The organism is Acetobacter sp. A11-2, assembly GCF_040208445.1.
In the GTDB taxonomy this organism is placed as follows: Bacteria; Pseudomonadota; Alphaproteobacteria; order Acetobacterales; family Acetobacteraceae; genus Acetobacter; species Acetobacter oryzoeni.
The window spans coordinates 1,076,724-1,089,347 of record NZ_CP157843.1; the positions used below are offsets into that span (position 1 = coordinate 1,076,724).

The window sequence follows — 12,624 nt, forward strand, 5'->3', positions numbered from 1 at the left end:
CACTCTATCAGGATTCTGTAAACCAATCTGCCATGCGGGAAGCAAGCCTTTGTGCAACTTCTTCCTTGGGCATGTGTGGCCAGCGCTCGCTCCCTTGGGCGGTTATCAGAACAACCTGATTACTATCACCCCCCATAATACCTGTGCCAGCACTTACATCGTTTGCAACAATCCAGTCACATCCCTTGCGCTGGCGCTTGGCGGTTGCGTGTTCTTCAACCTTTTCGGTTTCAGCCGCAAACCCCACAACAAGCGCTGGCCGCTGTGGGCTGGGGGCTGAAATTTCGGCCAGAATATCTGGGTTAGGCACCAGCCGAATAGGGGCGGGCACATCATCCCGGCTGGTTTTTTTAATTTTTTGCCCAGCCTGCACCTCAGGCCGCCAATCTGCTACCGCTGCGGTGCAGACTGCTGCATCAAACGGAGCGGCGGCCTTCACACATTCCAGCATCTGGCAGGCCGTTTCGCACGGAACACACGTCACACCGGCAGGAGCGCGTAGCGTAGTTGGGCCACTTACCAGCGTAACTGTTGCCCCAAGGTCTGCCAACGCTGCCGCAATGGCATAGCCCTGCTTACCGGATGACCTGTTGGCTAGATACCTTACAGGATCCAGCGGTTCATGCGTGGGGCCTGCCGTTACCAGAACAGATTTACCCGCCAAAGGGCCATCCTGCTGTTGCTGATGGCGAAAAAAGGCCAACACGGCATCCAATATATCGGCAGGTTCGGGCATACGGCCTGCACCAAACTCACCGCAAGCCATGGGGCCAATAGCTGGTGGCACAACGTGCACACCGCGCTGCTGCAACGTGGCCACGTTATCCTGCGTGGCAGCGTGTTCCCACATTCTCACATTCATGGCGGGAACAGCCATGACAGGCGCATCTGTGGCCAATAAAAGCGTGCTGGCCAGATCATCCGCCAGACCTGCTGCCATGCGCGCCAACAAATTGGCAGACGCAGGACAAACAAGAACCAGATCTGCCCAGCGGGAAAGCGCGATATGCCCCATTTCCTGCTCAGCTGTTAACGAGAACAGGTCTGTATAAACCGGCTCCTCAGTTAACGCTTGCAGGGTAAGTGGGGTTACAAACTGGCTTCCACCTTCCGTTAGCACGCAGCGCACCTGCATGCCCGCACCTTTAAGCAGGCGCACCAGCTCCGGCGCCTTGAAGGCGGCAATACTGCCGCCCACAATGAGCAGAATGGAACGGGAAGGCAAAGCCACATCCATACCTTTTGGCCTTACACGCGCCAGCCGGAATGAATGGCCGCAATACCACCGGAAAGGGACTGATACCGCACATGAGAGAACCCAGCCTCACGGAACATATCCGCCAGTGTTTCCTGATCCGGGAAGGTGCGGATACTTTCTGCCAGATACTGGTAGCTATCACGGTCCTTGGCAATCAGGTTGCCCATGGCAGGCAGCACCTTGAAAGACCACGCATCATAAATAGGGGCCAGAGCTGCCACCTGAACGCGGGAAAATTCGAGGCACAGAAAACGCCCACCGGGCTTGAGCACACGCCGCGCTTCACGCAGCACGGCCATTTTATCTGTGCAGTTGCGCAGGCCAAAAGCGATGGAAACCCGATCTACTGACATATCACGCAGTGGAATGGCTTCTGCATCCACAACGCAAAAAGACAGGTCAGACACAAAACCACGATCAATGGCCCGGTCCCGCCCAACAGACAGCATGCTGCTGTTGATGTCGGTCATGATAGCGGAACCACCGCCACCCTTCAGCCAGCCAAAGGTGATATCACCCGTGCCACCGGCCAGATCCAACAAAGACATGCCGGGCTGCGGGCCAAGCTCTGTTACAAAAATACGCTTCCATACCCGATGGATGCCAAGGGACATGATGTCATTCATCACGTCATACTTGCCGGCGACGCTATCGAACACGTCACGAACAAGGTTTTTCTTTTCTTCCTTCCTTACGGAACGGAAGCCGAAATCCGTTTCTTCCACTGTTGCGTCAGAAGAAGCGGGGGAGGGCGTAAAGCTGTTGTCGGTCATGGGGTTCCCCTATACCCTGCTTTTTAGCCATGCCGGAACTCCCTGAAGTAGAAACCGTAATGCGCGGGATGCAGATTGCCCTGCAAAACGGTACCATCCAAGAAGCAATTGTGCGCCGTCACGACCTGAGATGGCGGATTCCTGCCGATTTCTCACAAACAATCAAAGGCCGCCGGATAGAAGGCTTTCGTCGCCGGGGCAAATATATTCTTATGCGCCTGTCTGGTGGAATGTCCATAATCTGGCATTTGGGCATGTCTGGGCGCGTGCTTCTCGATTCTCCAACAGAGCCGTTACGGCATGAGCACGTCGTGCTGATTCTGCAGGACGGAAAGCGCTGCGGGTATATAGATCCGCGCCGGTTTGGGATGCTGGATCTGGTGCCCACCGATCAGGAAGAGACCTACCCATTGCTGGCAGGTATGGGGCCTGAGCCACTTGAACCTGATTTTACTCCTCAAACTTTATTGGCTGCCAGCAAGAACAGGCGGATGCCTATCAAACCTTTTCTGCTTGATCAGAAGGTTGTGGCGGGGTTGGGCAATATTTATGTGTGCGAGGCCCTGTTTCGGGCTGGCATTGCTCCAACCATGCCAGCTTGCAATCTTACCGCCCCCAAAGCCCGCAAATTGGCGCAGGCCATACGGGATGTGCTGGAAGAGGCCATAGAAGCAGGAGGTTCCAGCCTGAAGGATTATGTGCGCCCAGAAGGCGGGCTCGGATACTTTCAGCACGCATGGCGGGTATATGGGCAAACGGGCAAACCATGCCCCAATTGCCCCGGCGCGCCCGCATGCTCTGGCGTGCAGCAGATAACACAGGCCGGACGATCCACATTTTTTTGTCCCCAAAGGCAGAAAAACGGGTAAAATCCTAGTGGTCGGCACGGAAGAAGCTTGACGGAAGGCGCTTAGGTGCATTACAGCACCGCTTACTCTTTTGGGTAGCGCGTTCCGGCGTGTCTGCCCTTTTAATCTTTCTTAAGTGCTGGACAGAATAGAAACTCATGGCGAATATCGCTTCGGCGCGTAAGCGCATCCGGCAGACCGCGAAGCGGACTGCTCGTAACACCGCCCGCAAATCCCGCATGCGTACTTTCATCAAGAAAGTAGAAACCGCAGTTGAAGCTGGTGATCATGGCGCTGCGCGCGAAGCACTGCGCCTTGCTCAGCCAGAAATCCAGCGTGCGGCCACCAAGGGCGTTATCCACCACAACACTGTGGCCCGCAAGATTTCCCGCCTGTCTGCCCGTGTGAAAGCACTGGCTCCGGCCTGAGGAAAGTGCGGGGCCACCTAAATGGTGGCCATCTGACGCTTTGAGATAAAGCCGAATCATCACCCAGATGGTTCGGCTTTGTTTTTATCACCACCTTGGCTGGATAAAGTGCAAGCAGGGCTGGCAGCATGAAATATTGATTGCTCCATTTGCTCTCACTGCTTTACCTTGCTGGATGGCTTGGCGCTGTTCGGGCTATCTTTTTGCAAGATAAAAGCAAGCCTGCACCATAGGCTGCCAAGGCCGTTACAGATGTTGCACAGCACCGGCAGCACACTTGCCGCCAGTTTTGTGAATTGCGTGAACCCATTCGCGCCTTAATGACAGCTCGGGAGCAAAAATGACAATCGGAGTGGACGATGACGAAAGCGCCTTTTCCCGGCTTGAAGACGGCAAGGGGCTTGAGGAATCGTGGCTGCGTATCTGCGCCCGCCTGAAGGGCGAAGTTGGCGAAGTTGAATACCGCACCTGGCTGACCAAAATTGCGCTGGGCCCGATTGATGGCGATGAAATCACCCTGCTTTTACCCACACGCTTTTTGCGCGATTGGGTGCGAAGCCAGTATGGTGACCGCCTGAGTGAACTGTGGAACCAGGAAATACCCAGTATCCGCCGGGTAGAGTTGCAGGTTGCCCGCGCCGGTGATCCTGCCCCCATACCGTTGGAAGATATTCCCACCGCCAGTGCGACAACACCCGCGCAGGAAGAGGTAACCCCAGCGGCACGCACCGCGCCAGAAGTGCGGAGTGATTTGGTAACCGCGCTGGATAGCCGCTTTACGTTTGATACGTTCGTGGTGGGCAAGCCAAACGAATTTGCTTATGCCTGCGCCCGCCGTGTTGCAGAAAAGCCCTCCAGCGTTGGCTTTAACCCGCTATTTCTTTATGGCGGCGTCGGGCTGGGTAAAACACACCTGATGCACGCCATCGGGGCCGAGCTGATCCAGAGCGGCAACGTGTCTGTGGCCTACATGTCTGCCGAAAAGTTCATGTATCGGTTTATTGCGGCCATTCGCTCTCAGTCCACCATCGAGTTCAAGGAACAACTGCGCTCTGTCGATGTGTTGATGATTGACGATCTGCAGTTCCTGATCGGCAAGGACAACACACAGGAAGAGTTTTTCCATACCTTTAATGCGCTGGTGGATGCTGGGCGGCAGATTGTGGTTTCGGCTGATAAATCTCCATCCGATCTATCGGGGCTGGAAGATCGGCTGCGCACGCGTTTGGGATGTGGCATGGTGGCGGACATTCACGCCACCACGTTTGAACTGCGTATTTCTATTCTGGAATCAAAAGCTGCTGCGTCTGGCGTTGTGGTGCCCGGTAAGGTTCTGGAGTTTCTGGCACACAAAATCACGTCCAACGTGCGTGAACTGGAAGGCGCGCTTAACCGCCTGATTGCTCATGCCAACCTGTTTGGGCGCCCCGTTACGCTGGAAGCGACACAGGAAGTGTTGCACGATATCCTTAAAGCACACGACCGGCGTGTGACGATTGAGGAAATCCAGAAAAAAGTGGCAGAGCACTGGAATATCCGCCTCACAGACATGTCATCCGCCCGTAGGGCGCGCAATGTTGCGCGGCCCCGGCAGGTTGCCATGTATCTGGCCAAGCAGCTTACAAGCCGCTCACTGCCAGAAATTGGGCGCAAGTTCGGTAATCGTGACCACACAACCGTTATGCATGCGGTAAATCGCGTTACGGAACTTATGGGGCTGGATGCAGCTTTTGCAGAAGATGTGGAACTCCTACGGCGGATGCTGGAAAGCTGAAAACGTAGAGATTCCAAAGGGATTGACTGATAACGCCCACCTGTTACTTTTCGAGGTGGAAAAAGCGGATGCCTCTTGCAAAACAGAGGCCCTGTCTTGCAGGAAAGAGGGTTAGATGAAGTTTTCGGCGGAACGCGCAACACTGCTTAAGGCGTTGGCCCATATCCAGAGTGTTGCGGAAAAGCGTAACACCATACCCATTCTAGCCAATGTTCTTATTCAGGCAGCTAACGGACAGCTCAGCCTGAAAGCCACAGATATGGAAATTGAAGTGGTTGAGGAAGTTCCCGCCAAAATCACGCGGGAAGGGGCCACAACGGCCCCCGCAGCTGTTTTGTACGAAATTGTGCGCAAGTTGCCCGATGGCGTGGATGTAGAGCTGGATCAGGCCGATAGCGAAGGCCCGCTTCTGCTGCGTGCCGGCCGCTATGCCACCCGCCTGAACGTGCTGAGCGTAGATGATTTTCCATCCATGGGCGCAGGGGATTTCCCGCATCGGTTCAAACTGCCTGCCACAACACTGCATTCGCTCATAGACCGCACACGGTTTGCTATCTCCACCGAAGAAACCCGCTATTACCTGAACGGTATCTTCCTGCATGGCACGGAAGTAGATGGAGAACCGAAACTGCGCGCCGTGGCGACTGACGGGCACCGTCTGGCCCGCGTAGAAGCTGACCTGCCTGCGGGTGCTGCGGGAATGCCGGGCGTTATTATCCCGCGCAAAACAGTGGCCGAAGTGCGCAAGCTGATTGATGAAGCGCCGGAAGAAGTGGAAATTGCACTTTCTGAAACGCGTATTCAGTTCACGGCAGGGCCAGTTACACTCACATCCAAGCTGATTGACGGCACGTTCCCTGAATATGAACGCGTTATCCCACGCAACAACACACGCATTCTGCGGGTTGGTAAAAAAGACTTTGCCGATGCCGTGGCCCGTGTTGCTGCCATTAGTCAGGAACGCTCTCGCCCGGTAAAGCTAACGCTCGAGCCCGGCTTGCTCACTCTGTCTGCCAGCAGTGCCGAGCAAGGGGTGGCTAAGGAAGAACTGGATGACAACCGCATTTCCTACGATGCAGAAGGGTTGGAAATCGGCTTTCAGGCCCGCTACCTCAACGACATTACAGATCAGGTAGAAAAAGAGGTGGAATTTGCGTTTGCTGATAGCGCATCCCCCACCATTGTGCGCGATGTAGATAGCCCATCCGCACTGTATGTTCTCATGCCGATGCGCGTGTGATCCGCTTTTTTGCTTTAACACTTACGGTCTGCCAGCATTGCCCAAATGCAGGCAGGCCAGCAGAAGCAGCGTGGCATGCCCCGGCTTCTTAAACTTACGCTTTCCAATTTTCGCAATTACGAACGGCTTGTATGGTCTCCCGATTCAAGCCTGTTGGTACTAACGGGCGAAAACGGCAGCGGCAAAACCAATTTGCTGGAAGCGGTTTCTCTTCTCTCTCCGGGCAGAGGCTTGCGCGCGGCACCCCTTACACAATTCGGCCGCATGGGTGCAACCAACTGGGGTATTTCTGCGCGCATTGAAACTGAAGATGAGTTTCTTGAGCTCGGCACCGGCACACAGGGGGGGCAGGAGAGGCCACGCCGCGTTTTTTTACTAAATGGGCGGCAGATCCGGGGGCAGGAGGCGTGGGAAGATACCCTCGCCACTGTATGGATCACCCCGCAGATGGACCGGTTGTTTAGTGAGGGCGCATCCGGCAGACGACGCTTTCTGGACCGTCTGGTTATGGCAGTTACGCCCCACCATGCGCGAGAACTGGCAGCGTATGATCGCGCCATGACACAACGTAACAAACTGCTGCAAACACGCTTTTCCGAACACTCATGGCTATCCGGGCTTGAGGCCTCCATGGCGCGGCATGCTGTGGCTGTTGCAGCAGCTCGGCAAGAGACCGTGCGCCAGATTTGCCATTACGCCCAAAATGGTCTGGGGGCTTTTCCTGCTGCCATTGCAACATTGGAATGCGCTGTGGCCCAAAAACTGGAAACATCTCCAGCACTGGCCGTAGAGGACTGGCTGCGCGAAAAACTCGCTGATCTGCGCGAAGATGATGCAGCACGTGGCCGGGCCACATTTGGCACGCATCGCAGTGATTTTCTGCTGGAAGATCTTTCGTCCAGACAACCCGCTGCACTAGCAAGCACCGGGCAGCAAAAATCCTTGCTTATTGGTGTTGTGCTGGCACATGCCCGGCTTGTAACGGATTATCGTGGGCAGCCCCCCATCTTGCTTTTGGATGAACCTTTGGTGCATCTGGATGCCGCGCGCCGGGCCTCATTACTGGAAATTGTGCAGGATTTTCGCACAACCGTGTTGCTTACCGGCACAGATCAGGCGCCTTTTGCACCACTTAAGCAGACTGCCCAGTTTGAAACCCTGAAAAACGGAGCTTTTTTGCTCTCAGGGTCATAAAACATGCTGCTCAATCTGGCCCCAGAGGTTTGATCAGGGTATAAGAATAAAAGGTTTTTTGTTCTTTCCTGTACGGAGCGTACCGTTCTTATGACCGACCTCTCTCAGCCCACGCCATCTGCCGTTTCCGAAGAGTATGATGCCGCGTCGATCTCTGTGCTGAAGGGGCTGGATGCTGTCCGTAAACGGCCCGGCATGTATATTGGTGATACGGATGATGGTTCCGGCCTGCACCACATGGCGTTTGAAATTATTGATAACGCGGTGGATGAGGCTCAGGCCGGTTTTGCATCTCGCTGCGTTGTCACTTTCAATGCAGATGGCAGTGTGAGCGTGCGTGATAACGGGCGCGGCATTCCTACGGATATGCATGCTGAAGAAGGCATTAGCGCCGCTGAAGTGGTGCTGACGCGCCTGCATGCTGGTGGCAAATTCAACCAGAACTCCTACAAGGTTTCTGGCGGCTTGCACGGCGTGGGCGCTGCTGTGGTGAATGCTCTGTCCGAATGGATGGAAGTGCGCATCTGGCGTAACGGTAAGGAACATTTCATTCGCTTCCAGCATGGTGAGCGTGATGCCCCGCTGGAAGTGGTTGGCCCTTCTTCCGAACCCTCTGGCACGGAAGTCACTTTCAAACCCAGCAGTGAAACATTCCCCAAAACGGATTTTGATTTCACCATTCTGGAGCGCCGCCTGCGTGAACTGGCCTTCCTGAACTCCGGGCTAGAAATTGTGCTGCGTGATGCACGCGTTACCCCCGTGCGGGAAGAAAAATTCTTTTACGAAGGCGGGCTGGAAGCTTTTGTAAACTGGCTGGATCGGTCTCGTACCTCGCTGTTTGCCCCGCCCATTACCGGCAGTCTGGAAAACCCGGATAACGGCATTAAGGTAGAGTTTGCGCTGACATGGAACGATAGCTTCCATGAAACCATGCTGTGCTTCACCAACAACATTCCGCAGCGTGATGGTGGGGCCCATCTGGCAGGTTTCCGTCAGGCGCTTACCCGTGTTGTTGGTAAATATGCAGAAAGCATTGCCAAAAAAGATGCGCTCTCCCTGCAAGGGGAAGATATGCGTGAAGGGCTGACGGCTGTGCTGTCCGTTAAGGTGCCAGACCCCAAGTTCTCATCCCAGACCAAGGACAAGCTGGTTTCTTCCGAAGTGCAGCCCGTTGTGCATGCGGCGGCGGCAGACATTATCAGCCACTGGTTTGAAACCCACCCCAAAGAAGCAAAAATTGTTATCTCCAAGGTGCTGGATGCGGCCTCTGCGCGTGAAGCCGCCCGTAAGGCGCGTGAGCTAACACGCCGCAAGGGTGTGCTGGATGTTTCCTCGCTTCCCGGTAAGCTGGCAGACTGTCAGGCGCGTGACCCCGCCAAAGCTGAACTGTTTATTGTGGAGGGTGATTCCGCAGGTGGTACCGCCAAGCAGGGACGTGACAGACGCTTTCAGGCCATTCTGCCGCTTAAAGGTAAAATCCTGAACGTAGAGCGTGCACGGTTTGACCGTATGCTGGGTTCTGCCGAAATTGGCACGCTTATTACCGCATTGGGCACTGGCATTGGCCGTGGTGAGCCAGAGCAGGGTGGTTTTTCTATTGAGAAGCTCCGCTACCACCGCATTGTCATCATGACTGACGCTGACGTGGACGGCTCTCATATCCGTACACTGCTGCTGACCTTCTTCTTCCGCCAGATGCCGGAACTGATTGAGCGCGGTTACCTCTATATCGCCCAGCCGCCTCTTTACCGCGCCAAACGCGGGAATGAAGAAACCTATCTGAAAGACGATGCAGCACTTGAGCAGTATCTGCTCAACAAGGCCCTGAGCAACGCCAGCTTTGTTTACACGGATAAACGCGTTGTAAGCGGTGAAGAACTGGCAGCAGACCTTCCGTTTATTCGGCAGGCGGCGCAGGCTATTAACCGCCTTTCCAACCGTATTCCTTCCTGGATTATTGAGCAGGTAGCCTTGGCTGGCGCGCTGACAACGGATGTGGAGCAGCTCCAGCAGCGGATGCCCGCACTGCAGCAACGCCTTGATGCCGCATCTGCTGAAAATGAAAAAAGCTGGAAAGCCGTTGCCAGCACCGATGGTGTGGAACTGGCCCGCAATGTGCGTGGAGTAGGGGAAGTGTACCGCATTGACCCCACCATGCTGGCTAGTAACGATGCCCGCTGGCTGACCATGCAAGCAAACCGCCTGCAAAAAGACTTTGCAGAGGGCGTGGCGTTGAAAAACGATACCACCGAGCACCAGCTGAGCGGCCCGGCTGATCTTTACGCCCGTCTTCTGGCTCAGGGCCGCCGTGGGCTGACCATCAACCGCTTTAAAGGTCTGGGCGAAATGAATGATGCCCAGCTTTGGGAAACCACGCTGGATCCGGCCATGCGCACACTGCTGCAGGTACGCGTAGGTGATGTGGAAGAAGCGGGCGATGTTTTCACCACCCTGATGGGCGATATTGTTGAACCGCGCCGTGACTTCATTGTCGGCAACGCACTCAAGGTTGCCAATCTAGACGTCTAATACCCGCACAAACAAGGGAGAGGATTTATCTCTCCCTTGCAGAATCTACAAAAAAAGCCGCAGCCTGAATAATCAGGTTGCGGCTTTTTGCTAGAAAGCAAGCTGGCTGCTTACCCCTTAATGAGAGCATCAATCTGTTTAAACTGCTCCAGCAAGGCAGGCAGGCTTTTAATTGGCAGCATGTTGGGGCCATCACTCGGTGCTTGGTCCGGGTTCTCATGCGTTTCAATAAACAGAGATGCCACACCAATTGCCAAAGCAGCACGAGAAAGCACAGGGGCAAACTCTCGCTGGCCACCAGATGCGCCGCCCAAACCACCGGGCTGCTGCACAGAATGCGTGGCATCAAACACAACTGGGTAACCGGTTTGGGCCATAATGGGCAGGCCGCGCATATCGTTTACCAGCGTATTATAGCCAAAGCTGGTGCCGCGTTCGCACAGCATGATGCGATTATTACCGGTGGAGGCAATTTTGGCCGCCACGTGCTTCATGTCCCACGGAGCGAGAAACTGGCCTTTTTTCACGTTGACCGCAGCACCAGTTTTACCAGCAGCTAACAGCAAATCCGTCTGGCGGCATAAAAAAGCGGGAATTTGCAGCACATCTACAGCTTCCGCCACAGGGGCGCACTGTTCTGGCGCGTGCACGTCTGTCAGCACCGGAATATCCAGCGTGTTGCGCACATTTGCCAGAATATCCAGCCCTTCTGCCATGCCAATGCCACGTGCGCTAGAAATGCTAGTGCGGTTGGCTTTATCGAACGAGCTTTTATAGATCAGCCCGATACCAGCCTTCTGGCAGATTTCCTTCAGCGCTGTGGCTGTTTCCATGGCATGAGCCGCAGATTCAATCTGGCACGGCCCGGCGATCAGCACAAAAGGCTGATCGTTCCCGATGTACAAAGACCCAAGCTGGAAATCTGAACCCAATGCCTGCGTCATGCTTTTTTCGCCTTTTCCAGTGCAGCTCCCACAAAACCGGCAAACAGCGGATGCGGTGCAAACGGGCGAGACTTCAGTTCCGGGTGATACTGCACAGCAATGAACCACGGATGATCTGGGTATTCCACCACTTCTGGCAAGATGCCATCTGGTGAAAGACCAGAGAACTTCATACCGGCTTTTTCAAGCTGATCCTTGTAATGAATATTCACCTCATACCGGTGGCGGTGCCGCTCACGAATGGAAGTTGCGTTATACACTTCCGCTGCGCGGGAACCTTCAATCAGCTTGGCAGGGTAGGACCCAAGGCGCATGGTGCCGCCCAGTTCTCCGCCTTCGCTCCGGCGCAGGCGTTCGTTACCGCGTGCCCATTCCGTCATCAGGCCTACCAGAGGCTCTTCCGTATAGCCAAATTCGGTGGAAGACGCATTGGGCAGGTCTGCCAGATTGCGGGCACATTCAATAACCGCCATCTGCATGCCAAAACATATCCCAAGGAACGGAATACCTTTTTCACGCGCAAAGCGAATGGCCTCAATCTTGCCCTGAGAGCCACGCTCACCAAACCCGCCGGGCACCAGAATGGCATCTACATCGCCCAGCTTGGCTTCCAGTGATGCAGGATCTTTTTCAAAAACCTCGGCATCCACCCAGTCCAGAACAACCTTGGTACGGTGGGCAATACCACCATGCAGCAGGGCTTCGTTCAGGGATTTATAGCTATCCAGCAGGGCTGTGTATTTGCCAACCACGGCAATACGCACCTCGTTATCCGGGTGGCGGATGGCATCTACAATCTTTTCCCACCCTGTCAGATCTGGTTCTTCTGCATGTGGCAGGCCGAAGTAACGGAGCACTTCGGTATCCATGCCCTCTGCGTGGTAAGAGAGGGGGCAGGAGTAAATGGTATCCACATCCCGCGCGGCAATAACGGCTTCTGGCCGCACGTTACAGAAGTTGGCAATCTTGCGCCGCTCTGTTGGTGGAATGGGGCGATCACACCGGCACAGCAGAATCTGCGGCTGAATACCCACATTCTGCAATTCCTTAACGGAATGCTGGGTCGGCTTGGTTTTCAGCTCACCTGCAGAAGGGATCCACGGCAGCAGCGTAAGGTGCACAACCATGGTCTGATCCGGGCCCAGATCATTGCGCAGCTGACGGATCGCTTCCAGAAACGGCAGGCTTTCAATATCACCAACTGTGCCGCCAATTTCCACCAATACGAAATCCAGATCATCCGTATTGGCCACAACAATATCTTTAATGGCATCCGTAATATGCGGGATAACCTGCACAGTTGCGCCCAGATAATCACCACGCCGTTCACGCGCGATAACGTCTGAATAAATTTTACCTGTTGTGGTGTTGTCTTCCTTGGAAGCATTCACCCCTGTGAAGCGTTCGTAATGCCCAAGATCAAGATCTGTCTCGGCACCATCCTCAGTCACAAACACTTCCCCATGCTGGTAGGGGCTCATGGTGCCGGGATCAACGTTCAGGTAGGGATCAAGCTTGCGTAGGCGCACTTTGTAGCCACGCGCCTGCAACAGGGCAGCAAGGGCAGCAGATGCAATGCCTTTGCCAAGAGAGGATACCACACCACCGGTGATAAAAACAAAGCGGGTCATGAGCA

10 protein-coding genes are annotated in these 12,624 nt (G+C 54.9%); 6 read left to right on the forward strand and 4 right to left on the reverse strand.

What is annotated here, in order from left to right; genetic code table 11:
* Nucleotides 1-7: 7 nt before the first annotated feature.
* Entirely contained in the window at nucleotides 8-1,237 is a 1,230-nt protein-coding gene (gene coaBC, locus ABNV41_RS05190) for a bifunctional phosphopantothenoylcysteine decarboxylase/phosphopantothenate--cysteine ligase CoaBC (RefSeq protein WP_050819760.1), read from the reverse strand.
* Between the two features lie 11 nt (nucleotides 1,238-1,248).
* The gene (locus ABNV41_RS05195) at nucleotides 1,249-2,031 is read right to left on the reverse strand and encodes a class I SAM-dependent methyltransferase (protein ID WP_042787282.1); all 783 of its coding nucleotides are present in this window, start codon (nucleotides 2,029-2,031) and stop codon (nucleotides 1,249-1,251) included.
* Between the two features lie 29 nt (nucleotides 2,032-2,060).
* On the opposite strand from ABNV41_RS05195, the gene mutM reads away from it, so the two are divergent.
* The 6 genes from mutM to gyrB all read left to right on the forward strand — a co-directional run bounded on the left by mutM (nucleotide 2,061) and on the right by gyrB (nucleotide 10,044).
* Nucleotides 2,061-2,900, forward strand: a complete 840-nt coding sequence (gene mutM, locus ABNV41_RS05200) for a bifunctional DNA-formamidopyrimidine glycosylase/DNA-(apurinic or apyrimidinic site) lyase (protein ID WP_050819759.1) — start codon at nucleotides 2,061-2,063, stop codon at nucleotides 2,898-2,900.
* Between the two features lie 137 nt (nucleotides 2,901-3,037).
* On the forward strand, nucleotides 3,038-3,307 hold the full coding sequence (gene rpsT / locus ABNV41_RS05205) for a 30S ribosomal protein S20 (protein ID WP_012812907.1): 270 nt from the start codon (nucleotides 3,038-3,040) through the stop codon (nucleotides 3,305-3,307).
* Nucleotides 3,308-3,647: 340 nt separating this feature from the next.
* On the forward strand, nucleotides 3,648-5,081 hold the full coding sequence (gene dnaA / locus ABNV41_RS05210) for a chromosomal replication initiator protein DnaA (RefSeq protein WP_050819758.1): 1,434 nt from the start codon (nucleotides 3,648-3,650) through the stop codon (nucleotides 5,079-5,081).
* A gap of 115 nt (nucleotides 5,082-5,196) precedes the next feature.
* On the forward strand, nucleotides 5,197-6,321 hold the full coding sequence (gene dnaN / locus ABNV41_RS05215; RefSeq protein ID WP_050819757.1) for a DNA polymerase III subunit beta: 1,125 nt from the start codon (nucleotides 5,197-5,199) through the stop codon (nucleotides 6,319-6,321).
* A 45-nt stretch (nucleotides 6,322-6,366) separates the two neighbouring features.
* Nucleotides 6,367-7,515, forward strand: coding sequence for a DNA replication/repair protein RecF (gene recF / locus ABNV41_RS05220; RefSeq protein WP_080986791.1), 1,149 nt, complete (start codon nucleotides 6,367-6,369; stop codon nucleotides 7,513-7,515).
* 90 nt (nucleotides 7,516-7,605) lie between these two features.
* A complete protein-coding gene (gene gyrB, locus ABNV41_RS05225; RefSeq protein ID WP_050819756.1) occupies nucleotides 7,606-10,044 on the forward strand; it encodes a DNA topoisomerase (ATP-hydrolyzing) subunit B in 2,439 nt (812 codons plus the stop codon).
* 110 nt (nucleotides 10,045-10,154) lie between these two features.
* On the opposite strand, the gene kdsA is transcribed toward gyrB, so the two are convergent.
* Together kdsA and ABNV41_RS05235 are read right to left on the reverse strand one after the other, a co-directional pair.
* Nucleotides 10,155-10,988, reverse strand: a complete 834-nt coding sequence (kdsA, locus tag ABNV41_RS05230; protein WP_050819755.1) for a 3-deoxy-8-phosphooctulonate synthase — start codon at nucleotides 10,986-10,988, stop codon at nucleotides 10,155-10,157.
* Nucleotides 10,985-12,619 (reverse strand): CTP synthase, encoded by a 1,635-nt coding sequence (locus tag ABNV41_RS05235; protein ID WP_050819754.1) that lies wholly within the window; start codon nucleotides 12,617-12,619, stop codon nucleotides 10,985-10,987. Before ABNV41_RS05235 ends, kdsA begins: the two co-directional genes overlap by 4 nt.
* Nucleotides 12,620-12,624: the final 5 nt, after the last annotated feature.

Excerpts from the sequence above, each read along its gene's own strand:
- coaBC (WP_050819760.1), bottom strand. The coding sequence starts at position 1,237 with ATGGATGTGGCTTTGCCTTCCCGTTCCATTCTGCTCATTGTGGGCGGC.
- ABNV41_RS05195 (WP_042787282.1), bottom strand. The coding sequence starts at position 2,031 with ATGACCGACAACAGCTTTACGCCCTCCCCCGCTTCTTCTGACGCAACA.
- mutM (WP_050819759.1), top strand. The coding sequence starts at position 2,061 with ATGCCGGAACTCCCTGAAGTAGAAACCGTAATGCGCGGGATGCAGATT.
- rpsT (WP_012812907.1), top strand. The coding sequence starts at position 3,038 with ATGGCGAATATCGCTTCGGCGCGTAAGCGCATCCGGCAGACCGCGAAG.
- dnaA (WP_050819758.1), top strand. The coding sequence starts at position 3,648 with ATGACAATCGGAGTGGACGATGACGAAAGCGCCTTTTCCCGGCTTGAA.
- dnaN (WP_050819757.1), top strand. The coding sequence starts at position 5,197 with ATGAAGTTTTCGGCGGAACGCGCAACACTGCTTAAGGCGTTGGCCCAT.
- recF (WP_080986791.1), top strand. The coding sequence starts at position 6,367 with ATGCAGGCAGGCCAGCAGAAGCAGCGTGGCATGCCCCGGCTTCTTAAA.
- gyrB (WP_050819756.1), top strand. The coding sequence starts at position 7,606 with ATGACCGACCTCTCTCAGCCCACGCCATCTGCCGTTTCCGAAGAGTAT.
- kdsA (WP_050819755.1), bottom strand. The coding sequence starts at position 10,988 with ATGACGCAGGCATTGGGTTCAGATTTCCAGCTTGGGTCTTTGTACATC.
- ABNV41_RS05235 (WP_050819754.1), bottom strand. The coding sequence starts at position 12,619 with ATGACCCGCTTTGTTTTTATCACCGGTGGTGTGGTATCCTCTCTTGGC.